Below are 24,225 nucleotides of genomic sequence, written 5' to 3'. Positions count from 1 at the left end.
CAAAGTACCTCTAACGCAGTCGATTTCCGGTTTCTGGGTCGAACAGATAGACACGTTCGGGAAGAGCAGTCGCAGCGCACTCGTCGCCTGCCGCAAACCTCTCGTGGGCCGGCGTCTGAACCATCAGCGTTGATCCCGAGCCAGTCGACTCGGTTCCCGCTGCGTTCACCTGTACCAAACCGAACTCCATCAGGTGCTCGAAATGCTTCACGTGCACGGTGATCTGCCGATGCTCGGCAGGCCCCGGCACCATGGTCATGTCCTGGGGGCGAACCCCGACCCGAACCGACTGACCTTCAACGACATTGCGTGCCGAGACCGGCAAGGTACCAGCCGAACCTATGGCAACAACCGCAGATCCGTTCTCGAGTCGGACAATTCCGTCGAACATGTTGATCTGAGGTTCGCCCACGAACTCCGCCACGAAGATGTTGGCCGGATCGTCGAACACTTCGTCGGGAGTGCCGTACTGCTGGATGATGCCACCGTCCATCACCGCAAGCCGGTCGGCCAAGCTCAGCGCTTCGACCTGGTCGTGGGTGACCACGATTGTGGTGTAGCCGAATTCGCGTTGCAGCATCTTCAGTTCACGCCGAACCCGTTGCCGCGCCGACGCGTCGAGGTGCGAGAGCGGTTCGTCGAGGAGCAGCACCGGCGGATTGCGCACAAGCGCCCGAGCGAGTGCAACTCGCTGCTTCTGCCCGCTCGACAATCCTGCCGGACGCAAGTCGAGTAGGTCCTCCATCTCGAGACGACGGGCGATGGTGGACACCAGTTCGTCTGCGCCCGCAACCTTTCGTGCTTTCAATCCGTACGAGAGGTTGTCACGCACCGAGAGCGGCGGATACAAAGCGTAGCTCTCGAATCCAACCCCGACGCCTCGTTTCCCGGGCGCCAACTGACTGATCTTCCGGTCACCGATCAAGATCTCCCCACTCGAGACGGTCTCCAGTCCGGCGATCATCCGCAGGGTTGTCGTCTTGCCACATCCCGAAGGACCTAGCAGGGCGACCAGCTCACCGGGTTCGATGTGCAGGTCGATTCCTTTGACCGCGTGGAATGCTGCCCGCCCGCGTGAAGAGTAGGTCTTCTCCAGGTTGTCCAGGGTGAGTGATTGCGCGACCTTCGTGGCGCGACGGCTATCGGCGGTAGTGGTCATCGCCTGTCCTCCTGTGCTGCATGGGTCGTTACACTGTCGCCGGACCTACCGGCGCCGGCGATCGCGCTGCCGAGTCGTCGACTGTCTGTTCCCTCTGGCGCTCCCTCGAACAGGTGAATGTTCTGGCGCGCCACTTCCACAACGATCTCGGCGCCTTCGACCGCGAGCGAACCACCCGAAGACAGACCGATCATCGTGACCCCGCCGCCGAGATCTATCGAGAGTTCGACATTGCGGCCGAGACGCTCCACCAGTTGGATGCGGCCACGTACCGCCACCGAACCGGCGTTCCGCGAGAAATCTGCCCGAATCTCGATGTCACACGGTCGGATACCGATTCGAGCGCCAGCCGACGCAGATATCGTGATGTCCGACGGAATCTCGACCTCCAGATCGGTTCCGAGCACCCGGAGCGCTGCGCCGTCGACTACTGCATCGAACACGTTGATCTCGGGTTGGCCGAGCGAGCGCGCCACGAAGGTGTCAGCGGGCGCATGCCAGATGTTCGCCGGTGTGTCGATCTGGACCAACCGGCCCTCCCGCAGGATCGCGATACGATCACCCAACGCCAGCGCTTCTTGATAATCGTGTGTCACGTATACCGTTGTGGTGTTGGACATCTGACCGAGCTGACGCAATTCGGCACGCATCGCCGCCCGTAGTTTGGCATCGAGATGTGAGAGCGGTTCGTCGAGAAGGTACACGTCGGCCGGCCGTACCAACACTCGCCCGAGAGCAACTCGCTGCCGCTGCCCGTTCGACAATTCCCGTGGAAAGCGCTCGAGAAGGTGGTTGATTCCCAAGGTCTTGGTGACGGTGTCGATCCGGCGCTTCTGCTCGTCCTCCGAGTATTTTCCAGTTCGGCCGGACTTCAGTGGTGACGCCAGATTCTCGGACACCGTTTTTTGTGGGTACAACGCGTAACTCTCGAAGGCCATGGCGACGTTGCGGTGGTACGGCTCGACGAGCGTCATGTCCACTCCCCCGATGTCGACCGTGCCGTCGTCGACTTCGACGAGTCCGGCTATCGACTTGAGCGTCGTCGTCTTGCCTGCGCCCGAAGGTCCCAGAATGACGAGGAATTCACCGTCTGCCACGTCGAGGTCGATGCCGTCGATGCCCACGGTCTTTCCGTAGTGTTTGGTCAATGCTTTGACAGTAAGTGCGACCATCAGGATTTCACCGCCCCGAACGACAGTCCGCGCACAAGGTATCGCTGGATCGTCAACGCCAGAATCAGCGGTGGTAGTGCAGCGATCACCGCAGCCGCAGCTGTCAGGTTGTAGTAGGCCTGTCCGCCACCACCGAGGAACTTGGTCACCGCGACGGTGACTGTTCCGGCGTTGCTGTCGGCGAGGATGAGTGGGAATACGTAGTTGTTCCACGCGAATATGAACGAAAGCAGCGCTGCTGCAGCAATTCCCGGACGAACGAGTGGTAGCGCCACCATGACGAAAGCGCGCTTGCGCGTGTACCCGTCGAGGAGGGCCGCCTGTTCGAGGTCTTCAGGCAGATCTTCGAAATACGAGCGCAAGATCCAGACCACCAGGGGCATCGTCACCAGTTGAAGAACCCACACCATCCCGAGTTTGGTGTCGAACAACCCGATCTGGTTGTAGATGACGAACAGAGGCACGATCACCATCAGCTCCGGCGCAAAGCGGAAGGACAGCATGTTGAACATCAAATCGTTGGATCCCTTGTACTTCCAGCGTCCGGCAGCATACGCAGCCGGAATGCCGATAGCCAACGAAACCAGAACAGCACCGCCACAATTGATCAAGCTTGTCAGCAGAGCCGACTTGAAGTCGACACTCGTCAGGTCCGTGCCCTTCTGACTCAGCACGGTTCCGAAGTTCTCGAACGTGGGACTGAACTTGAAGTATGTGGTGGTCTGCTCGGCCGGAGTCTTCAGCGCCAACAGAAACATCCACAGGATGGGAAAGAGCGAGAAGACGAACCACACGAGCAACACGATGTCCGCGGCTACGGCACCCACCGTGAATCTTTTCTGGCCTGGCATCAATTCACTGGCCATGACTTTACGACTCCGCTCCGGCAGCACGACGCTGCGCCTTGCCCAACACGCTCACCAGATAGCGCGCGGTGACGAACACGATGATCCACAGCAAGAACATGTAGGTGCTGCCGCGGGAATAGTCGAGATTGATGATCGAGTCCTCGAACGCGCCGATCTGGAGCGTTCGGGTGGACAGTCCTGGTCCACCCGCAGTCAGGACGTACACCGCGTCGAACACTTTGAGGTTGTCCATGAATCGGAAGATCACGGCGACCAGAATGTATGGCCACAACATGGGCAGCATCAGCCTGCGGAACATGTAGAACCAGCTGGCACCGTCCACCTCGGACGCTTCGAACGGCTCCTTCGGTAGCGAACGCATGCCGGCGAGAACAAGAATTGCCACGAAGGGAGTGAAAATCCACAGGTCCACCAGAATGACGGACCACAGCGCGTTCTGACTGCTCAACCAGTCGAATGTGTTGCCCAGTCCCAGAACGTGATTCAGAATTCCGAACTGCGGGTTGAACATCAGCTTCCAGATCACGCCGGCGATGACCGGTGCGATCATCAACGGAAGGATCAGCACTTTCTCGAAGATCTTCCCGATCAAGCTCGAACGGTTGAGCAGTAGCGCGATGCCGACGCCGATCACCGTCTCGACTGCCGTGGCGACAATCGCGAAGACTCCGGTCACACGCACGCTGGTCCAGAAGCTCGAGTCGCCCAGGACACTCGCGAAGTTCTTGAACCACACGAACTGCGGATCCGGGTTCACTGCCGCGTAATTCAAGAACGAGTAGTACGCGCCGATCACGAACGGATAGAGAATTCCGACAACGATCACCACAGCCGGAATCGAGAGGATGTAGGGGCGCAACTTGCGTCGCCACATCGGTACTTCGGGAGGTTCGACGTTGCGGGGCGGTGCGCCTGCCGGTTTCGCGGAGTGCGCCTCCGACGGCGGACGGGTGGATTGGGTAGTCACTTTTCCTTACTCCCTTGCTCCGGTGATCCGCCGCGGATCAGAGGTTTACCTTGGATGTGTTGGTCTTGGCGAGCGAGGACAGCGTCGATTTCGCGTCCTTGCCGCCGTAGATGTCCTGCAGCGCGACAGCCCAGTCCTCGGTGGTGTCGAAGAACTTCTTCTGAGGCGTGAACTGGATCTTGGAACTGCCGATCACCGTCTCGAACGTTTCGAGATAGCCCGGCATACCGTCGCCGACTTCCTGTTTGAAAGTTTCGTTGAACACGGACTCGCGCACGGGGTTCGCGAAGATGCCTGATTTGACCGCGTCGTTGAGAGTTCCCTTACTGGTGGCCCACTGCAGGAAAAGCCATGCCGCATGCTTTTTCTCGGAACGCGCATTCATGGCCAACGACCACGTCCACAGGTTGGTCGCGTAACTCCCGTCCGGACCCGCCGGACCCGGGTACCACGCGAGGTTACCCGCTTCGCGACTGGCTCCGGGCTTGTTCTTCGGGTACGTCGCACTGTCCGCGTCGTAGACCATCATTGCCTTGCCGTCACCGAGATCGCCTGTCGCCTGCGGATAGTCGTACGTTGTCCACGAGGTCGGTCCGGCAGCGTGCATCATGTCGATCCACTTCTCGGTGAAGGCGACAGCCTTGTCCGAATCCATGGTCGCCACCAACTCGCCACCCCGGAATTCGTAGTCCTTCGCGCCCTCGCGGGTGAACTGCGTCATGAACCCCGGGTGAATCGTCGCCCAGGACTTCGAGCCTCGCGTGGCGATTCCGTAGACGTTCTCACTTCGATCCGTGAGATCCGTTGCAAGTTGGATCAATCCGTCGAATGTGTCGGGCAGCTTGATGCCCTTGTCGTCGAAGACCCTCTTGTTGTAGGTGACGACGTTGTTCTCGAATCCGAGCGGTAGTGCCCATTGCCCACCGGTTCCGAGTGGAGAACCCAACTCGAAATCCCAGCGGGTGGAGGTACGCAACCCCTCGTAGATGTCCTCGAAGTCGTACTCGTCGCTGGTAGCCGATGTGTTTTCGAGCCACGGCTGCAGATCCTCGAGCCAGGCCGGCGGCCCGTACTGCCAGATGAAGTACGCACCGAGCATGAATACGTCATGCTTGCCGGTACCACCAGCAAGTTCGGTATTGAGCTTGGTGAAATAATCGGCCTCCGGCACCAGGTCGGCTTTGACTGTAATACCGGTCAATTCGGTGAAATCAGCGAGCAGTGGCTGCAACGCCTGCTGGTACGGGTGCGGGGTCTGCAGGATGTTTATGCTGGTACCTTCCAGCGCCCGCCAATTGAATCCGCCTGTCACCTCCGACGCTCCGTTGGTCGGCTTCTCACCACCACCGACTCCACAGGCGGAAAGTATGGGCACGCTCGCGGCAGCCATCCCCGCGATACCGAACGCCCGCAGCATCTCTCGACGCGAGAGCTGTGGACCACCGCTGAATGGGACGCGGGGTGTGAAACGACTCATGTTGATTCTCCGCTGAATGGATGAGTGGGGATCTCGAACGACCTGCGGTACAGGCCGGGTGTGCGAACCGTCAGGGAATGAGTGAGACCTTCACGGACTCGGTGCCACTGGCCACCAGATCGAGTCCCTTCTGGAAGTCTTCCAACGGAAGCTGATGCGTGCAGATCTTGTCCATCGGCAGCAGGCCTGACTCGATCATCCGGATTGCGGCCGGCCAGCAGTCTGGGCCCAGGTGCGCCCCGAGGACGTCAAGTTCCTTGTCGTCGCTGATAATGCTCCAGTCGACGCTGACGTCGTCTTTGAACACTCCGTATTCGACGTAGGTGCCGAGCTTACGCAAGATGTTGAGGCCCTGCGGAACTGCAGACGGATGGCCTGTCCCCTCGAGATAGACATCGGCTCCGTAACCATCGGTGAGATCCTTGACGATCTGAACGGCATCCTCGTCGGCAATGTTGATGACGATGTCGGCTCCGCACAGTTTGGCGAGCTCGAGCTTTTCCGGTGCCATGTCGAGAGCGATCACGTGCGCCGGGCTTTTTGCTCGCGCACCGGCAACCATCCCCAGACCGATCGGCCCGCAGCCGGCGACGACGACTACGTCGTCAAAGGTGATTCCAGCTCGTTCCACGGCGTGCAGTGAGCACGACAGCGGCTCGGCAAACGCAGCATGTGCTGCCGGGAGATCCTTGGATACCTTGTGCACCAAAGCTTCCACTGGATAGACCATGAATTCGGCCATCGCGCCGGGGGTGACTCGCTTGAATCCGTACAGGTTGTGCGGTTGGCACATGTGATACTGACCGCGCTTGCAGTAACGGCACTCCCAACACGGAACGATCTGTTCGGAGACCACACGATCGCCCACCGCGATCCCCCAGCGCTTCGACCCTTCCGCATCGATCGAGACAACCTCACCGACGAATTCGTGCCCCGGAATGACCTCGGTCTCGGCCCAAGCCGGACGGTTCTCGTCGCCCCAGAATTTTGCTGCACCGTGGTAGCACTTCAGGTCACTCGCACAGATTCCGACTGCCTCGACCCGAACCAGCGCTTCACCGGGGCCCGGAACAGGCTTCGGCACTTCTTCGAGTCGATAGTCGCGCGGACCGTGGCAGATGACCGCCTTCATCGTCTCGGACATCGTTGTCTCCTCTTGGGATCAGGTCTGGATGGGGCGCTGAGCGCTGGTCCAGTGGCTGCACATGAACACAATTTCATGTGTCGGCGGTCACAGTATCGGATCGAATTACATATGTCCAGCACAATTGTTCATCTGAACTAGGTGCGTGAGCATCTGTTCATGCGGTACCTTTCTGTCATGCCGATCAGCAGTTCAGACGCGATGCCACTACCCGCATCCACGCCTGCCGGTTCGGCACCGACCAGCACGAACAGCACCTTCACACGCGCGTTGCTCTACACCGCGGCCAAGCTTTACTACGACGAGGACGCCACTCAAGCCGAAGTGGCAAAAGCCCTCGGCACCAGCCGCGCCACCGTCAGTCGCATGCTCTCCGAGGCGCGAAGGCAGGGCATAGTCCGCATCCAAGTTGTGCCGCCTCAGGAAGAAGCACATGGAAGCCTGGCCGAGCGGTTGCGCGTCAAGCTCGGGCTGCATCGCGTGTACCTCTCAGGTCCCCTACCCACTCCGGCGCAGCAGAAAGGCACGGTCGACGTCATGGGTTCGGTACTCGCCCCGGCGACGGCCGAGGCACTCGCCGGCGCAGGCCTCGTGCCAGGTGACGTACTGCTCGTGTCCTCCGGGCGGACGGTCTACGAAGTCGCGCAATACGATCTGACGCCCATTCCAGGAGTCTTGGTCGCTCCCACTGTCGGTGGCAACGACCAACCGGAGGAGTGGTACCAGACCAACGAGATCACCCGCTTGATCTCGAACAAGATCGGCGGACGTCCGAATTATCTTTTTGCGCCGGCGCTTCCAGGTCCCGATCTGTATCCGACCCTCACCAAGGATCCGGCCATACAGCGAGTTCTCGGCCTGTGGCCACGGGCTCGGGCTATCCTCATGGGCATCGGCGCTCCACCCCTACTGCGCGCCGACATTCCGCAGTTCGTTCCGATAACGTCGTCCTCACTTCGAGAAGCCGTGGGCGACATCTGCTCTCGCTTTTACGATCGTGACGGCAACACCGTCGACTTCCCCGGTAGCGAACGTCTTATTGCGCTCGAACTGTCTGCACTGCAAGATATCCCGGTGGGCATCGCCGTGGCCGTCGGTGCCGAGAAAGTCGCTCCAATCATCGCCGGTGCGCGCAGCCGGTACTTCAATCAACTCGTCACCGACCCCACCACCGCACAACAGATACTTGCGGTCGAGTAACTTCGAAAGGCTTTGCCATGCCTACTGCGTCAGCCCGCCTGCTCGACGGAAAACGCGCTCTTGTCACTGGAGCCTCGAAAGGCATCGGCACGCAAATCGCACACGCCTTCGCCCAAGCCGGTGCGGACGTAATCGTCTCCGGTCGTAGCCGTTCCGAACTGACGACGCTGGCCGACAGACTCCGCGACAGTTGTGGCGTGCGCGCCGAGATTCTCGTTGCAGACCTCGCATCCCCCGACGCACCGACCCAGGTCGCACAAGAGTCTCTCGCGGTATTCGGCGGACTGGATGTGCTGGTCAACAACGCTGGAATCTCGTATCCCGAATTTGTCACCGACATAACCGAACCCAACTTCGACGCGGTTCTGAACGTCAACCTCCGTGCCCCGGCCTTGCTCGCCGCGAAGATCGGCTCGGCCATGGCCGATGCGGGCGGCGGAGCCATCGTGACGGTTGCTTCAGCAGCAGCCTTGCGCGCGTTGCCCGAGCACTATTCGTACTGCATCGCAAAGGCCGGTTTGGTGATGGCCACCAAAGTGCTTGCCTTGGAGTTGGGTAACCGCGGCGTCCGGGCGAACTCGGTCTGCCCGACGGTTGTACTCACCGAGATGGGCCAGACGGTATGGGGTGAGCACGAGAAGGCCGCACCTATGTTGAATCGTATCCCGAGTGGCCGCTTTGCCGTACCGGACGAGGTGTCCGAGGCCGTCGTCTGGCTGGCGTCGGACGCCGCCGCCATGGTGAACGGAACCGATCTTCCCATCGACGGCGGTTACCTCGTGAGCTGAACGGCCGCAGCCATCAGGCCGTTCAGCCGAATTCGGCGAGGGCGTGGATTTGTTCCTTCGTCGACGGATACAGCGTCAACCACGTTTGATACAAATCCTCGTACATCGCGCTGTTGGCTGCATTCGGCACTACCTCGTGCGACAGCGTCGTCCAATCAGTATCCGGCGCAACAAGTCCGGTTCCGATCGCAGCCAACAACGCGTCGCCGTAGCTGGCGCCGATGGTCTGAGCGGGAACCAACTGTGTGTGTCCCGTGATGTCGCTGATCGCCTGCGTCCAGACCCGACTCTTGACCCCACCTCCCACCGCGATCGTGCGTCGGACGGGTTCATCTGTGTCACCGAACATCTCGAGTATCTGACGGATTCCGAAGGCTATGCCCTCATAGGCTGCTCGAAACAGATGACCGCGGCCATGGCGCAACGAGAGTCCTGCGACCACGCCTCTGGCTTTGGGGTCGAACACTGGGGTACGTTCGCCGGCAAAGTACGGCAGGATCAACAGCCCTTCGGCGCCTGCCGGTACTGCCTCAGCTTCGGCGAGCAACTGTTCGAATGGTGCATCACCGGTGAGCTTTTGAAGCCAGCCGGTCAAGCTTCCGGCGGTGGATGTGCCGGCCGCAAGTGCCAGAGTATTCTTCTGAACGCCTGCGGTTGTCCACAATGCCGGGTTGCTGTGAAACTTGTCGAGCACCTGCACAAGGAACATCGTCGACCCGTACATGAGCATGAGATCCCCGGGATGACGGGCACCCACACTGAACCCCTCGGAAAAGGCGTCGACGGTACCCGCGACAACAGGAGTTCCGACCGGTAGTCCGGTCTGCTCGGCCGCATCACCGTGCACAAGTCCGACAACATCACTCGGCCACACCAAACGTGGGCATTCCAGATGTCCCAGAATGCGATCGAGCCACTCGGATTTCCAGCTGAAGTCTCGAACCGAATAGAGCGGATCACACTGACTGGCCGTGTGATGATCTTGAATGTACTCGCCGGTCAGCTTTGCGGCGATGTACGAATTCGAGCCGTACCACCGCGTCGCCGCGGCAAAAACATCCGGTTCGTGGATGCGCACCCATTCGATCTTCGGTCCGACGGCCTGACTCGACAGGAGTTTGCCACCACAATCGAGTATTGCCTCCTCGCTGAACAATTCGGTCAGCGAGGCCACCTCCGCTGACGCTCGACTGTCGATTCCGTAGAGGATAGCCGGACGAACAGGACGAAGTTCACTGTCGCACAACACCAACGCCGGGCCGACACCACTGACACATAGGCCGGCCACCTTGGCATTCGTGGGAACTTGCGCCACAAGACGTTTCGAGATCGCACACACCTCGGACCACCACATCTTCTCGGCGTCCACCTCGGCCCACCCTGGCCGGGGCATCGAGATCTGGTGATCGATCTGCTCGGTTGCCAGGACCACACCGTCAGGGGTCACCAGAACCCCTTTGCTGCTGCCCGTCCCCATGTCTATCCCTACCAACAAGTCCACGGAGTCACCCTAACCGAGCGAACGGTGTCAGGCTCTGTGGTTACACGCCTTCGGTGAGTTCGCGCAGCGACGCGTAACGCTCACGCACGTGGGGAGCTGGTTCGGCGTCGAATCGCCGCTCTTCCGGTTTCGGCCACACCGGCGGCTGCACGTCTCCGGACAGAGCCCATGCTGCTTGCCGGCAGGCTCCCTCGGCGACGTACTCACCCGGAGCAGGGATCACGACCGGCACCCCGAGAATTGCCGGCGCTATCTCACAGAGTGCACGAGACTTCGCTCCGCCTCCCACAAGGAGAACTCGCTTCACCTCGACACCCTGACGAACCAGATCGTCGACGCCATCGGCCAAGCCGCACAGGAGACCTTCGACGGCGGCTCGTGCAAAGTGCGCAGGCGTCGAGTTCTGCATACGGAAACCGTGCATGGCTCCCGTGGCGTCGGGCCGGTTGGGCGTCCGCTCACCCTCGAAGTACGGGATCATGACCAACCCGTCGTTTCCGAGGGGCGCGGTCAGCGCCAACCTGGACAGTTCGGCGTGATCGACGCCGAGAATGGATGCCGTCGCATCAAGAATGCGAGCGCCATTGAGAGTGCATACCAGCGGCAGGTGCAGTCCGGTCGCGTCCGCGAATCCTGCCACGTTTCCACTGGGATCGTGTGTGGGCGTGACTGATACAGCGGATACTACGCCGGAAGTTCCGATCGAGATGATCACGTCACCGGGGACTGCACCCAAACCAAGTGCGGCGGCGGCATTGTCACCCGTGCCCGGTCCGATGATTCCCCCGGAGTGAGTGCTTCCGATCTTCTCGTTCGGCGCTGCAACTCGGGGAACCTGCGGGGTTCGATCGCGAAATGCCAACGCCAACAGATCGATACGGTATTCGCGCGTCGAGGCAGCGTAATAGCCGGTTCCACTGGCGTCGCCCGCGTCGGTGGCAAGTTCCTTCAACGACCCTGACCCGCCCAATTTCCAGGACAGCCAGTCGTGCGGAAGACACACCGCGGCAGTGCGATCGGCGTTGGCCGGCTCGTGATCTGCCAGCCATCGAAGCTTGCTTGCCGTGACTGCAGCGACCGGGACGACTCCGACGGCGTCGGCCCATTCGTTCGATCCGCCGAGTTCTTCTACCAGATCGGACGCAGCCTTGGCCGAACGAGTGTCGTTCCACAGCAGCGCCGGCCTGACGACCTCGCCGCCGTTGTCCAGACACACCATGCCGTGCTGTTGAGCTCCGACGGAAACTGCCGCAACGTCGTCCAGCCCACCCGCCGCGGCAATTGCACTGTCCATAGCCTCGAGCCAGCAGGCCGGATCTATCTCTGTACCGACTGGATGAGCCGCTCGTCCTTCTCGTACCAGTTCGCCTGAATCGGCGTCACGGACAATGACTTTGCACGACTGAGTAGACGAATCGATACCGGCAACGAGCGTCACGCTGGAGTCCTTTCCGAAGGGACCTTCAGCTCGCGTTGGCGACCGCGGGCATCCGGTTGCTGCGCTTACGCAGCGATCGCACATATTCTGCGCGCTCGGTCTCCGTCATTCCACCCCAGATGCCGTACGGCTCGTGGACGGACAGTGCATGTTCGCGGCACTGCTGGAGTACAGGGCACGTCTCGCAGACCTTCTTGGCGTTGCGTTCACGGTTCTCGCGAGCATGTCCACGCTCGCCGTCCGGGTGGAAGTACACGGCGGAGTCGTGCCCACGGCACGCTCCCTGCAACTGCCAATCCCACACTTCGGCGGTCGGGTACGGCATCGGAAGGTGCTTGTGCATGATGGCGACCTCAATTCCTTACTCGGGTGAAACGGATTCGGGTGACTCGGAGCTACGCTGCGGACTTACCGGCGCCCGGCTGATTCGCCGATCGGCCGAGTCGATGCGCACAGACCGAAGCGAGTTCGCCGGCGACGGGCGGAGTCAGCGCTGCGACGCCGTCGTCGAGAATCGCCTGCAGCCTGCGGAAATACTCGTCCGGGGCGAGGCCGAAAGTTACGAAGATCTCTTCGTCGGGTCCACCGTCGAACTGCTGCCACTTACGTGCGAACTCGACGATCTCTTGTGTATCGGTGCGGCTCATCAGGTTCTCCCCTGTTTGTGCGCCCTGCTTCACAGAAACTGCGACTCGTCTCCTCGGACGCCCGTGGCAGTGAGTCAAGACACACACTATGCCTACTTCTGCTTTTGCACAAGACTTACTTAAGTCTTTTTGTGAACAAAGTAGGGCAACTTTCGCACGCTGAAGTTGCCGACAAGGAATGCTTGAATAGGACAATGACCCGACCGTCCACAACTCCGGCTACCGCAGGAGAGGTATTCACGCTGATACGCAGCGGTTCAGCGACCACTCGCAGCGAGATCGGGAAGCTCACCGGCCTATCCAGGACAGCAGTATCGGCCAGGGTTGCGGCACTTCAATCGCTTGGATTGATCGCCGATGACGACGAGGGACCGTCGACGGGCGGACGGCCGCCGTCCACTCTCACGTTCGCAAAGGCGTCCGGCGTGGTTCTCGTCGTGGCGATCGGTCGATCGCGGGCACAACTTGCCGTCACCGACCTGGCGGGCACGATCCTCGCAGCGGAAGACATCGACAAGTCGGTCGGAGTCGGCCCGGACGAACTGATGCCCGAAATTGCCGAGCATCTCTCGTCACTCCTGGCCCGGGGCCAGCGCAAGTCCACCGAAGTCATCGGAGTAGGACTGAGCATTCCCGGAACCGTCGACGTCGCTGCAGGAGCCAGCCTCGATTCCCCGATGATGGCGGGATGGGACGGAGTTGCTCTTGCCCCCTACCTGGCATCGGTGACGACGGCACCGCTGTTCGCCGACAACGATGCCAACGTGATGGCTCTGGCCGAATTGAGCGAACGACGCGAGAGCGCGCCCAACCTCCTGATGATCAAGGCATCGACCGGCCTGGGCGCGGGAATCGTCCTGGGCGGAGTCCTCCAACGCGGTTCACTCGGAGCATCCGGCGAGATCGGGCACACGAAAACCGCTGCGGCGCGGGGAATGAAATGTCGGTGCGGCGACGTCGGCTGCGTCGAAACCGTCGCCAGCGGTTGGGCTCTCGTGCACGCCCTTCGAGATCAAGGTCGGAGCGTCGGGCATGTGCGTGACGTTGTCCGCCTCGCCCTGGACGGTGACAGCGAAGCCCGCCGGCTCATCAGAAGCAGCGGTCGACTGATCGGCGACGTCATTTCGGGCGCGGTCAACCTCCTCAATCCCGAGGTCCTGATCATCGGCGGCGACATGGCCGAGGCCGACGAACTCTTCCTCGCCGGGCTTCGAGAGTCCGTGTACGGCAATGCAACGGCGCTTGCCACCCGAAAGCTGCAGATCGCATCGGTCAGCCACGGCGCACAGTCCGGCATTCTCGGCTGCGCGGTTCTTGTCCTCGACCACCTACTCAGCGCTCGGGAAATCGACCTGCGCATTGCCGCGTCGCCCCAAAACTGAGCGCCCGATTTCTCGCACACTCCGCACCGGATAGTCAGACCTTTCCGACATCTCTTGTGCTGACGCTCACACTTCTGCATAATTCATTACCTACCGATCATTCGGTTGACGATATCGACAATGGGATCGCGCAGGAACGCTCCGAATCAGCCAAAAGCATGCATCGAGCACACCGGCAACGTCGCAGATCGAACAGTATTTCTCCCCTGTTCCGACTTCGCAGTTCACCTCCTCGGTGGAACACGTGAATGGCAGAAAGTAGCTCGATGACCACAACCAGAACTGGCACCAAACCCGCCGCAAAGGAGTACGATCGCGCCGCGATGGCGTCGATGGTCGGCACCACCGTCGAGTGGTACGACTTCTTCATCTACGCCCAAGCCGCAGCGCTGATCTTTGCCGACCTGTTCTTCAAGCCGATGGGCTCGGCAGGCCAGATCGTCTCCTACGTCACGGTCGGCATCAGCTTCGTCTTCCGTCCACTCGGCGCCATCGTCGCCGGCTATCTCGGTGATCGACTCGGCCGAAAGCGCGTGCTGGTGGCAACTCTGGCAATGATGGGCGCCGCGACGGTCCTGATCGGCGTGCTGCCGACGTATGCCTCCATCGGAATCTGGGCGCCGATCCTGCTGATACTTCTCCGAATCGTGCAGGGATTCTCGACGGGCGGCGAATGGGGCGGGGCCGCTCTACTTGCCGTCGAACACGCACCCACCAAACGCCGAGGATTCTTCGGAGCATTCGTCCAGATGGGTGTACCGCTCGGAATGTTGCTCGCCACCGGTGTTTTGGCACTGTGCACGTTCACCCTCACGGAAGAACAGTTCACCACCTGGGGATGGCGAGTGCCGTTCCTGCTCAGCGTCGTGTTGATCGGCGTCGGCTTCTACATCCGAAGCCGGGTCAGCGAGTCACCCGTATTCGCCGAACTCAAGGAACGCCGCTCCGAGAGCAATACGCCTATCCGCACGCTGTTCAAGAAGCACCCGAAGCAGGTCGTACTCGCAGCCCTGTCCTTCATCGGCACAAACGGCAACGGCTACATGGTGATCGGTGGATTCATCGTCGCGTACGCAACCAAGACGTACGGTCTGGGTAAGACGGAACTACTGATTGCCACGCTCGCCAGTGCCGTCACATGGGGTGTGTTCACCATGATCGGCGCCTACTGGTCGGACCGACGCGGCCGCACCACGGTAATGAACGTGGGCAACCTCGCGATGGTCCTGTTCGCGGTGCCGTTCTTCCTCCTCATCGACACCGGAAATCTCGGCTGGATCTATGTGGCGATGATTCTCTTCTCGGTTGGACTCGGGCTTTCGTACGGACCCCAACCGGCGTTGTTCGCCGAGCTGTTCCCGGCCTCGATCCGCTACAGCGGCGCGTCGATCTCCTACGCCGTCGGAACCATCTTCGGCGGCGCCTTCGCACCCACCGTCGCGCAGTGGCTCCTCGGCAAGACCGGTGGCACTCTGGCCATCTCGATCTACCTCGCTTTGCTGGCAGCGGTGTCATTCGTCGCCACGACGCTCATCAAAGACCGATCGGGACGAGATTTGATGCTGTGATCGACCTCGACGTGGACGCCGCACGGCGCCGCGATGCCGGAGTTCGTCAGCCGAACTTTCGAATGGCGAACTCCGGCAACTTCTTCACACCGTTCGCGGTGCGCACGATCTTGTGATTTTTACCCCTCATCAAAGCCAGTTGGATCCGTGATTCGATCCAAAATGCCCAGCGAGGCGATCGGTTCCAGGTCCTGTGCAACAACGTCTTCGTTGCTGCGACGGCGTCCGGCGAGCGAGTCATGATCTGCGACAGCAGTTCCTGCGCCGGCTTGATCGGGTTGTCGCTGACTCCGCTCACGAAACCCCACTCGAGAGCTTGATTTCCATCGAACAGTTCCGCCGTCATGGCTAGGCGTTTCACGACATCTATTGCCGCGAGTTCGCGCGTCGTGACCGTCCCGGTCATGTCTGGAATCAATCCCCACTTCGCCTCCATTACCGAGAACGTGCAATCAGGGGTGGCGAATCGAAAGTCTGCGGCGAGCGCCAATTGCAGTCCCCCGCCGAAACAGTGGCCGTGAACGATCGCGATGACCGGCACGGGCAATTCGCGCCATACCCAGCACGCGCGTTGAAACAAGTTGGTCTTCTGACCTGGAAACTTCGCAAAGGCCCTTGCCATCCGCCTCGGTTGCTTGCCGGCAGAAGCAAAATCCAATCCGGCAGAGAATGCGTCACCCGCGCCTTGCAGAACTACGCCCCGAATCGAACGATCGCTCTCGATCGTTCGAGCGGCATTCACCAGCGCGTCGAGCATGTCCAGATCGAGACCGTTGAGTTTCTCCGGCCGGTTCAACGTCACGTACGCCACCGACTGCACTATCTCGACACGAACACGATCACTCACGGCAACTCCTCCGATTCGACATATCCCCGACGAACTTACCTGAGAGTAAGTTCTTCGGGGATTCGTCATGCCATCTCGGCGAGAAGTTCCATGGTCACTTGCCCGGCCGGGTCCGAATCAGTGGATGACGGCACGGCTACAACGGTGTCCACGCCCGCCGCTCGGTACGCCTCGAGTTGCGCGCGAGCGTCGGCCGCTGTTCCCACTATTCCCACCGTCGCCACCATGGCGTCGGAGACCTGACTCAAGAGCTCTCGCGGCGCGGCTCCGGCCCTCGCTGCCTCGATCACGTCCGCGAAGCCGGCACGGACGAACATGTCCGAGTACCCGGGGGCAGCGAGATACGGCACAAGCCCACGTCTGAGTTGATCGATCGACGCCTGCGACGGTCCATTCTCGGCGACAGCAGCCGGTGCCCACACCGACACGACGGGCATGCCCGTTTTCAACTCGGCCGCGATCTCCTTGCATCGCGAAATCAGACGACCGGCCTGCTCCGCACTCACCAGATTGAGCACCAGTTCGTCACCCAACTCCACGGCGGCCCGAAGCGCCTTGTCTCCGAATGCCGCAACGATCAACCGGCCACCCGGCGGCTGAAGACGCAGTCGGTATCCACTGGTCCGCATCACCGTTCCGGCGACTTCGCCCCGCTCGCCGTTCATCAGCGCTCGCACACCGCGGGCGGACTCCGCGAGTGCACGTGCTGCCCCGGATCTGCTTCGCCCATGCCATTTTTCGACCACGACAGTGCTGGACGTTCCCAACGCGATCGACACGTGACGCCCGGTCAAGTCCGCTACCGACGCCGCCCCGATCGCGATCATCGCCGGATCACGAACCGTCACTGCCAGCGGGCCGACCACCAACTCGGAGCGCTCGAAGCCGGCGCCGACCGACGTAGCCAACGCAAAGGCGTCGTACGTCGCCATCTCCCCCACCCACACTCGGCCGAACCCCAGTTTGTCGGCAAGGCGCGCAGTGACGGTCACCTCGCGCGGCGGACGGTCCTGCCACAAACCCAGGGAGATGTCGACAGTCGGCAATCTACTCTTCGAAATCCCGCTACTCGAAATCCCGTTATTCGAAATCGGAGACAAGACCCATTCCCTTCAACAGCGTCGGACGGTCGTAGTATTCGAGCCACTCGGTGATCCGCCCGTCTGCCATGGTGAGGATTCCGACAACAGGCACGACGCCGTGGGTACCGTCGAAGTGGAAGTCGTCGACTCTCTGCACGAAAACCCTGCCGCCGATCACGCCGAGCGACTCGATCTTCAGGGTGATCCATTCACACTTGCTTGCCAGCAATGCAATTCGGCCCGCGACGGCCTCTTTGCCGACAAGCGGTTCCTGCATCACGCTGTGGAGCACACCGTCCTCGGCAAACAGGTCGACGACGCGTGTCCAATCCATGACGTCCCAGGCCTGGAACATCTCACGCGCCAGCGCAAGTTTTTCACTGTCGTTCATCACACTCATGCCACACTCTTCTGTCGAAGTTCACGCTTGAGGATCTTTCCGGTCGAATTGCGCGGCAACTCTTTCCGAATCTCCAGCCGTTCGGGAAGCTTGTACGACGCGATGCGCTTGTCCTTCAGGAACGCGACCAGAGCGTCCAGTTCGAGTTCCGTCTCGGGCCGCAGCGTGACCACTGCCGCCACACGCTCACCGAGCACTTCGTCGGGGTCGCCGATGACGGCCACATCCGCAACTGCCGGATGCTCGGCGATCAATCCCTCCAGTTCGGCTGGGGCGATGTTCATTCCGCCGCGGATCACGAGATCCTTGCCTCGATCCAGGTAGCGGAGGAACTGCCCTTGATCACCGGCGATCTCGAAGATATCTCCGGTGCAGAGGAATCCGCGTTCGTCGAACGGCGACGGTCGATCGCCGAGGTAGCCGGCGAAGACAGTCGGTCCACTGATTCGCAACTCACCCGGGTGCCCGACTTCGGTGATGTCCTCGCCGGTGACCACGTCGACCAAGCGCACGTCCATCCAGTCCGAGATCCTGGTGCTCCAACGGAAGTTTTCGACACCGAAGCGGGGGAAGTACCGTGCGCGGTCGTCCGGATCCGGCATGTCCGCAGGCGAGGAGAGCAGACTGATGCCTTCGTTTGATCCGAAAAAGTTGATGACTCCGATTCCGTATCGCTCCTGCCATCCCCGCACCATCGGAGGTTGTAGTGGCACCGAACCCGAACCGATCCGAGTCAAGCTCGACAGGTCGACCGCCGCGAGCATCGACTCGTCGGCGAGCAGCATCCACAACAGCGCAGGCGGCGCTACTGTGTACGTCACTCGCTCGGCCTCGATCTGCCCGAGGAACACTCGAAGGTCGAACGGGTGATGTTGTACCAGTACACATCCCGTGCGGAGCCACGGCAGGAACATTCCGTTGATTCCGGCCATGTTGACCATCGGGAACGGGTTCAACAAGACGTCGCCGACGACGATGTCGGGAGCGTCGATCGTGGCCCAGCAGATGGCCAGCCACTCGTAGTGCGAACGTGGGACCCCCTTCGGTTCGCTTTCGGTCCCGGAGGTCCAACAGATCGTCATCGCATCGTTGGGGTCGTTGGGATCTTCGGTGTTTCGTTCCACCAGTTCACTGCGCTGTGCTTCGGTGGCAGTCCGAGGACTCAGTCCCACGACGCCGGCGGGAAGCTGAGCCGCAAGCTCGGACGCGGGAGCGTAGGCGAACACCGATCTCAGAGAAGGAATCCGGGATCTGATTGCAGCGATCTCCGTAGCGGGGAGTCTGTCACCGAAACTGGGTACGGTGACAAATGCTGCAAACGCCGCCTGGTTTGCCATTCCTTCCACTTCACGTTCGCGGTACTGCATCGGCAAGGGTGAGACCACGATCCCCAGCGACCACGCTGCAAGATAAACCTCGACCAGTTCGACGGTGTTCGGCATCTGCACGCCCAGAACATCTCCCCGGCCCAAACCCACCTCGGAGAAGCGGGCAGCGAGCGCGATGACTTCGCTCTCCAGTTGATTCCAACTGAGGCGTCGTGGATCTCCGCCGGACAACTCGCTCCGGTTCGCCGGATCAACTACCGCGAGTTCGTCGCCGCGGGCCCGCACCTGCGCCCGGAACACCTGATCGATCGTCTCGTCGGACCACCACCCCTTCGAGGTGTATTCGTCCACCTTGCCACGAGGATGCAATCCCCTGTGTGTCTTGTTCATGCGCGCACTCGCTTCAGTTCTCGTAACGGCCGGAAATGTCGATCACGTCGCCCTGCTTCTCGAACGCCTGGGTAGCGGCATTCCACTCGAACGGCTGGAATGCCAGGATTCCCAGCGCATGGTCGGCGGTCATGGTGAACTTGATTCCGTCGATGAACATCGGCGGGTGGTAGTCCTGCGTACGCGCGGCACTCATGATGGTGGCACGAGAGAGTCCGTCAGAAGATTCGGAGGCCCGAGTGAAGTTGTCCACCAACAGGTCACCGATGGCCCAGCCGTTCACGGTGTAGCTGTTGGTCGGGGAATCGGCACCGTGAGCAGCTGCACCCGCTAGGTAGTCACGTACCGCCGCGTCGTCCTTGTAGAGAGCGTTATTGGGATCCTTGAGCCACACCATCACCTGCTGCCCGTCTGCAGCATCACCGGCGGGCGCGTACAGGGTCGCACCGTCGACGCAATTCGACGGCTGAATCACGGTGTCGGGCTTCCATCCGACACGTCCGATCGCCTGAGTGATCGCGAGGCAGTCAGTGGTGACACCAGCTACCACCAACACTTCGGCGCCACTGGCCTTGAGGGTCGATGCCGCCGTCTTGGGGTCGGTCAACGCCTCCTCGGCTGCAATCTCGAAGTTGGTTCCTTCGATCGCCGACTTGAAGCCGTTGGCGATTCCCTGTCCCGACTCGGTCTGGTTCGTAGCCAATGCGACCTTGGCGCCGTCCGGATACTTCTTCTTCAGGCTCTCGACGACTACTTCCATCTCGATGCCCGGATCCGGGAGATACTCCGTTGTCCACGGGAAGTCTTCGATGACCCGGAACTCCGGCATCCCTGCCTGCGCAAACAGCAGTGGCACACAGGCAGTGGTCTGATCGTCCGCGATGGCGTTCAACTGGCCGGCTCCGAACGTGCCCAGAACATCGACCTTGTCCTTCTGAATGAACTCTCCGACATTGGCTTTGGCCCGTTCCGGAGAGAAGGCATCGTCCTTGACCACCACGTCGAGTTTGACACCGCCGACACCGCCGGCCGCGTTCGCCACCTCGAACCGTGCTCGCATTCCTTCGATCACGTTGCCGACGGCGTCGGCGAGCGGGCCGGACGTCGGCCCACTCCATCCCACCGTCAGTTTGTCGGTGATCGGCGCTGCGGCACCGCTGGGATCGCTGCAGTCGTCGACCGAGACTGCACCGGCTGATGTCGACGTGTTGCTCTCTGCATCGGAGCTACCTCCGCAGGCCGTAAGGAGTAGTGCCGCAGCGGCGATGACTGCGGGAATCGTGGTCTGCCTTTTCATGTCGTCCAGTTCCTTGCTGTGAGTTGAGAGAAACGAGAGTGGGCGAGGGAGATGTTGTTCAGGTGCGAGGCTCGCCTTCGCGATACTTGGGATGATCTGCGGGAACCACGAGGACGAATCGTCGTAGGACGCTGTTGATCCGGCCGACGATTCCGTCCGGCATCAAGAACACGATCGCGATCAGCACCGCGCCGAACACCACTCCCGACACGGGGCCGTCGGTGACGCTTCCGGTGTAGTACGGCAGGAACACCACTGCCGTTGCCCCCACGATCGGGCCGAATTGGGTTGCGATTCCGCCCAACACCAGCCCTGTGATGAATTCGATCGACTTCATCAGCGAGAAGGATTCCGGCGAGAGCGCGCCGATGTACATCGTGAAGAGCGAACCTCCCAGGCCGGTGATCGCGCCGGAAAGCCCGAAAGCGAGAATCTTGACCCGCGCGACGTTGATGCCGTTTGCGCTCGCCGCAATCTCGTTGTCGCGCACCGCGACCATAGCCAGACCGAATCGACTCTTGACGAGATTGCGAATCAGGAGCATGACAATTGCCAGCGTCACGACCGACACCCAGAAGATCCAGAGATAGGTGTCCGCGCGAGTCAAACCAGTCCATTTCGGCGGGACCAGTAGATTTGCACGAACCACCATTCCGGCAGCACCACCGGTCAGATCGCCGGTCTTGCGGATCACTTCGGGAAACGCCACAGCGACAGCGAGTGTCACGAGAGCCAGATACAGCCCCTTGATCCGCAACGACGGAAGACCGACGAGAAGCCCTAGTACAAAACATAATACGACTGCCATCGGGATCGTGGTCAACGGCGAGTATCCGCGATCGACGATCAGCACGCCGGTCGTGTACGCGCCGAGGCCGAAGAAGGCAGAATGCCCGATCGACAGCAGTCCCGTGTATCCACTGACGATATTCAGTCCCGCAATGGCAATCGCGATGATGAAGACGCTCGTGAACTGCCCTACGCGAAACGGCGCACTTTGTGAAGCGAGAAGCAAAGCACAGACGGCTGCCACCAACAGCCCCATCTGGAGTAACCGGTACGACGTCGATCCGGCGACCACCACACGCGGCTGCCTGACCGCCTTTTCGGCGACGGCGGGTTCATTTCTCTCGGCAAGCGTCGTCATACTCGCTCCAGTTTCTTGGTACCGAACAGTCCATTGGGTCTGACGAACAGGATCACCACGATGATCAGCAGAGCGGAGGTCTGCTGAAGCGAACCGCCGATGGCCGAAATGTAGCCGCTGAGCATCGATTCCAGGACACCGATCGTCAACCCACCGACCACGGCACCGACAAGACTGTCGAGTCCTCCGAACAGTGCGGCCGCAGATGCTGCGATGAAGATCGGAAACATGGTCGTGAGACCGAGTTGTTGCGGCGAGAGCGGAGTGACCAGGACACCGGCCAGTGCGCCGATCGCTGCCGCAACACCCCAACCGATTGCGAGTATCCGGCTGGTCGGAACTCCAGCGAGGGTTGCCGATTCGGCGTTGTCCGCGACAGCGCGCATGTGCAGACCAACCCTGGTCTTGCGAAAGAGCAAGGACATCAACACAAGTAGGACAACCAGCGCCACGAGTACACCCAGCGCGTCGCCGTACACACGCGCACCGCCCACCGAGATGTAATCGGTCGGACCGTTGGGGAACGGACTCGGCATGATCTTCGTATCGCTCCCCCACAGCATTCCGGCCAACGAGTTGAGCCCGGTGAACAATCCCAGTGCCACGATCAGCACGGCCATGTCGCTTCTCCGCTGAACCGGCCGGATCAGCAGGCGCTCCATCAATGCACCGAGCAGGAAGCCGAGAGCGAGAGCCGCTCCGATCGCGCCCCAGATCGGCCAGGACATCGTCGTGAGCCACCACGCCACGAAGGTCGTGAACAGGGCCAACTCACCCTGAGCGAAGTTGATCGTGCCGGTGGCGCGGAACACCACGACCAGTGCGAGGGCGAGAATTGCGTAGATGGACCCATTGGTCAATCCGGAGATGAGTCGTTCGAGAAAGAGTGTCACCGTTTACTCCTGGTACCCGAGGTAAGCGCTGCGCACGACGTCGTCGGAACGAAATTCCTCGGGCGTTCCGGCAGCGACGATGGTGCCTACGTCGAGCAGGAAGACCTTCGACGCGAGTTTCATTGCGAGGTCGGCATTCTGTTCCACGATCAGCAGTGCAGTTCCGTCGCTGCGGTTGATCGCACCGAGCGTGTCGAACAATTCGGCGATGACGATGGGTGCCAGCCCCAGGCTGGGTTCGTCGCACAGAAGCAGTGTGGGACGGCTCATCAATGCGCGTGCGACCGCGAGCATCTGCTGTTCGCCGCCCGAGAGTGAGCCCGCCAGTTGCGTCGAGCGACGACCGAGTACCGGAAACGTCTCGCACCACCGCTCGATGTCGGCTGCGATCTCCGCCTTGTCCTTACGCAACGCAGCGCCGACGAGCAGGTTGTCGCGGACGGACAGTTGACCGAGAGTTCCGCGGCCTTGCGGGACGAGGCTCACGCCGGCAGCCACGGCGCGTTCCGGTTTGGACCCCAACGGCGAACCGTTGAAGGTGATCGTTCCCTGATGCGGAATCAACCCGGCCAGCGCACGCATCATGGTGGTCTTTCCGGCGCCGTTCGCACCGAGAACAACAGCGACCCCACCAGGTTCGACGTCTAGCGAAACCCCGTGCAGTACATTGCCGCGCCCGTAGCCGGCATGCAGATCGTCGACCTTCAACAGCGTCATGCGGCACGTCCCAGGTACGCGTTGATCACGGCGTCATCCTGCTGGATCTGCGCCGGAGTGCCCTCGGCAATCTTGTGACCGAAGTTCAGGGCGACAACGTGATCGGAGATCCCGAGCACCAATCCCATGTGGTGTTCGACCAGAAGCGCACCGAAGCCGAAGTCGTCGCGGAGGGAGACGATCAGTTCTCCCAGTTCCTTGACTTCACTGTGCGTGAGCCCACCGGCAGGTTCGTCCAGCAGGAGTAGCGACGGCTCGGACATCAATGCTCGCGCCAGTTCGACGCGCTTGAGTGTTCCGAACGGAAGGCCTGCCGCAGGTGCGTTCGCGACGTCGACGAGTTCGAGGCGTTCGAGCAGATACCAGGCCTTCTCTCGCAGTTCTCGGACTCGAGCGCGCGCTGGAGGCCAGCCGAGAAGCCCGCTCGCCAGTCCGAAGCGACCCCGAGACGACCCGCCGACCATGGTGTTGTCGAAGACGCTCATGCCGCTGAACAGTGCGAGATTCTGGAAGGTTCGAGCGATCCCGGCCGAGGCGAGCGCATAGGGGCGCAGCCCGAGTAGATCGGTTCCCTGCCAGGTGATGACGCCCCGGCTCGGCTCGTAAATCCTTGTGATGCAGTTGAACAGCGTGGTCTTACCAGCGCCGTTGGGTCCGATGAGCCCGCAGATCTGTCCGGCGCGGACGTCGAAGCCGACGTCGTCGAGAGCGGTGACACCGCCGAATTCGATCGACACGCCGGAAAGCGTGAGTACGACCGGGTCATTCGCGGGTTGTGCGGGTGGTGTGGTTCCAAGCATTGGTTCACCTCC

23 protein-coding genes are annotated in these 24,225 nt (G+C 61.1%); 4 read left to right on the top strand and 19 right to left on the bottom strand.

Annotated elements, in window-relative coordinates; genetic code table 11:
* Positions 1-10: 10 nt before the first annotated feature.
* The 6 genes from ACFWEM_RS07800 to eltD form a co-directional block, all read right to left on the bottom strand.
* Positions 11-1,159 (bottom strand): ABC transporter ATP-binding protein, encoded by a 1,149-nt coding sequence (locus tag ACFWEM_RS07800; protein ID WP_378532522.1) that lies wholly within the window; start codon positions 1,157-1,159, stop codon positions 11-13.
* Positions 1,156-2,331, bottom strand: a complete 1,176-nt coding sequence (locus ACFWEM_RS07795; RefSeq protein WP_378532520.1) for an ABC transporter ATP-binding protein — start codon at positions 2,329-2,331, stop codon at positions 1,156-1,158. The genes ACFWEM_RS07800 and ACFWEM_RS07795 overlap by 4 nt, the downstream gene beginning before the upstream one ends.
* Positions 2,331-3,197, bottom strand: a complete 867-nt coding sequence (locus ACFWEM_RS07790) for a carbohydrate ABC transporter permease (protein WP_378532518.1) — start codon at positions 3,195-3,197, stop codon at positions 2,331-2,333. The genes ACFWEM_RS07795 and ACFWEM_RS07790 overlap by 1 nt, the downstream gene beginning before the upstream one ends.
* A 4-nt stretch (positions 3,198-3,201) precedes the next feature.
* Entirely contained in the window at positions 3,202-4,167 is a 966-nt protein-coding gene (locus tag ACFWEM_RS07785; RefSeq protein ID WP_166809424.1) for a carbohydrate ABC transporter permease, read from the bottom strand.
* Between the two features lie 37 nt (positions 4,168-4,204).
* Positions 4,205-5,584 carry an ABC transporter substrate-binding protein gene (locus tag ACFWEM_RS07780; protein ID WP_378532781.1) on the bottom strand — a complete coding sequence of 460 codons (1,380 nt, stop codon included), beginning with the start codon at positions 5,582-5,584 and terminating at the stop codon, positions 4,205-4,207.
* Positions 5,585-5,714: 130 nt separating this feature from the next.
* A complete protein-coding gene (gene eltD, locus ACFWEM_RS07775; protein ID WP_138872303.1) occupies positions 5,715-6,788 on the bottom strand; it encodes an erythritol/L-threitol dehyrogenase in 1,074 nt (357 codons plus the stop codon).
* Positions 6,789-6,965: 177 nt separating this feature from the next.
* Here eltD and ACFWEM_RS07770 point away from each other — a divergent pair, with 177 nt between their 5' ends.
* Positions 6,966-7,988: a sugar-binding transcriptional regulator gene (locus tag ACFWEM_RS07770; protein WP_378532516.1), complete on the top strand. Its 1,023-nt coding sequence runs from the start codon at positions 6,966-6,968 to the stop codon at positions 7,986-7,988.
* 17 nt (positions 7,989-8,005) lie between these two features.
* Entirely contained in the window at positions 8,006-8,776 is a 771-nt protein-coding gene (locus ACFWEM_RS07765; protein WP_378532514.1) for an SDR family NAD(P)-dependent oxidoreductase, read from the top strand.
* A gap of 22 nt (positions 8,777-8,798) precedes the next feature.
* Here the strand turns inward: ACFWEM_RS07765 and ACFWEM_RS07760 are convergent, their stop codons facing one another.
* Genes ACFWEM_RS07760 through ACFWEM_RS07745 form a run of 4 tightly spaced genes read right to left on the bottom strand, consistent with a single transcriptional unit; the run spans position 8,799 to position 12,362 of the window.
* Positions 8,799-10,277, bottom strand: a complete 1,479-nt coding sequence (locus ACFWEM_RS07760; protein WP_378532512.1) for an FGGY-family carbohydrate kinase — start codon at positions 10,275-10,277, stop codon at positions 8,799-8,801.
* Positions 10,278-10,317: 40 nt separating this feature from the next.
* Complete coding sequence (xylB, locus tag ACFWEM_RS07755) at positions 10,318-11,715, bottom strand: xylulokinase (RefSeq protein WP_378532510.1); 1,398 nt, start codon at positions 11,713-11,715, stop codon at positions 10,318-10,320.
* Positions 11,716-11,740: 25 nt separating this feature from the next.
* Positions 11,741-12,058, bottom strand: a complete 318-nt coding sequence (locus ACFWEM_RS07750) for a WhiB family transcriptional regulator (RefSeq protein WP_378532508.1) — start codon at positions 12,056-12,058, stop codon at positions 11,741-11,743.
* A 52-nt stretch (positions 12,059-12,110) separates the two neighbouring features.
* Complete coding sequence (locus ACFWEM_RS07745) at positions 12,111-12,362, bottom strand: DUF3263 domain-containing protein (protein ID WP_378532506.1); 252 nt, start codon at positions 12,360-12,362, stop codon at positions 12,111-12,113.
* A 194-nt stretch (positions 12,363-12,556) separates the two neighbouring features.
* Between ACFWEM_RS07745 and ACFWEM_RS07740 the strand changes: the two genes are divergently transcribed.
* Together ACFWEM_RS07740 and ACFWEM_RS07735 are read left to right on the top strand one after the other, a co-directional pair.
* Positions 12,557-13,744 carry an ROK family protein gene (locus ACFWEM_RS07740; protein WP_378532504.1) on the top strand — a complete coding sequence of 396 codons (1,188 nt, stop codon included), beginning with the start codon at positions 12,557-12,559 and terminating at the stop codon, positions 13,742-13,744.
* Between the two features lie 266 nt (positions 13,745-14,010).
* Positions 14,011-15,312 carry an MFS transporter gene (locus ACFWEM_RS07735; RefSeq protein ID WP_378532501.1) on the top strand — a complete coding sequence of 434 codons (1,302 nt, stop codon included), beginning with the start codon at positions 14,011-14,013 and terminating at the stop codon, positions 15,310-15,312.
* A 46-nt stretch (positions 15,313-15,358) separates the two neighbouring features.
* Here ACFWEM_RS07735 and ACFWEM_RS07730 read toward each other — a convergent pair whose 3' ends face one another.
* The 9 genes from ACFWEM_RS07730 to ACFWEM_RS07690 all read right to left on the bottom strand — a co-directional run bounded on the left by ACFWEM_RS07730 (position 15,359) and on the right by ACFWEM_RS07690 (position 24,213).
* Complete coding sequence (locus ACFWEM_RS07730) at positions 15,359-16,159, bottom strand: crotonase/enoyl-CoA hydratase family protein (RefSeq protein WP_378532499.1); 801 nt, start codon at positions 16,157-16,159, stop codon at positions 15,359-15,361.
* A gap of 65 nt (positions 16,160-16,224) precedes the next feature.
* Positions 16,225-17,205 carry an LLM class F420-dependent oxidoreductase gene (locus ACFWEM_RS07725; protein ID WP_378532497.1) on the bottom strand — a complete coding sequence of 327 codons (981 nt, stop codon included), beginning with the start codon at positions 17,203-17,205 and terminating at the stop codon, positions 16,225-16,227.
* A gap of 34 nt (positions 17,206-17,239) precedes the next feature.
* Positions 17,240-17,641, bottom strand: a complete 402-nt coding sequence (locus ACFWEM_RS07720; protein WP_378532495.1) for a nuclear transport factor 2 family protein — start codon at positions 17,639-17,641, stop codon at positions 17,240-17,242.
* Entirely contained in the window at positions 17,638-19,359 is a 1,722-nt protein-coding gene (locus ACFWEM_RS07715; protein ID WP_378532493.1) for a class I adenylate-forming enzyme family protein, read from the bottom strand. The genes ACFWEM_RS07720 and ACFWEM_RS07715 overlap by 4 nt, the downstream gene beginning before the upstream one ends.
* Before the next feature lie 13 nt (positions 19,360-19,372).
* A complete protein-coding gene (locus ACFWEM_RS07710) occupies positions 19,373-20,656 on the bottom strand; it encodes an ABC transporter substrate-binding protein (RefSeq protein WP_378446355.1) in 1,284 nt (427 codons plus the stop codon).
* Positions 20,657-20,714: 58 nt separating this feature from the next.
* Entirely contained in the window at positions 20,715-21,803 is a 1,089-nt protein-coding gene (locus tag ACFWEM_RS07705) for a branched-chain amino acid ABC transporter permease (RefSeq protein WP_378532491.1), read from the bottom strand.
* A complete protein-coding gene (locus ACFWEM_RS07700; protein WP_378532489.1) occupies positions 21,800-22,696 on the bottom strand; it encodes a branched-chain amino acid ABC transporter permease in 897 nt (298 codons plus the stop codon). The genes ACFWEM_RS07705 and ACFWEM_RS07700 overlap by 4 nt, the downstream gene beginning before the upstream one ends.
* A gap of 3 nt (positions 22,697-22,699) precedes the next feature.
* Positions 22,700-23,413, bottom strand: coding sequence for an ABC transporter ATP-binding protein (locus ACFWEM_RS07695; RefSeq protein ID WP_378446353.1), 714 nt, complete (start codon positions 23,411-23,413; stop codon positions 22,700-22,702).
* Positions 23,410-24,213 (bottom strand): ABC transporter ATP-binding protein, encoded by an 804-nt coding sequence (locus tag ACFWEM_RS07690; protein WP_378532487.1) that lies wholly within the window; start codon positions 24,211-24,213, stop codon positions 23,410-23,412. The genes ACFWEM_RS07695 and ACFWEM_RS07690 overlap by 4 nt, the downstream gene beginning before the upstream one ends.
* Positions 24,214-24,225 lie beyond the last annotated feature (12 nt).

The organism is Rhodococcus sp. NPDC060176, assembly GCF_042728675.1.
Classification (GTDB): domain Bacteria; phylum Actinomycetota; class Actinomycetes; order Mycobacteriales; family Mycobacteriaceae; genus Rhodococcus_F.
The sequence above is the reverse complement of the archived record's forward strand: the minus strand, read 5'-3'. Positions and strand labels throughout refer to the sequence as shown.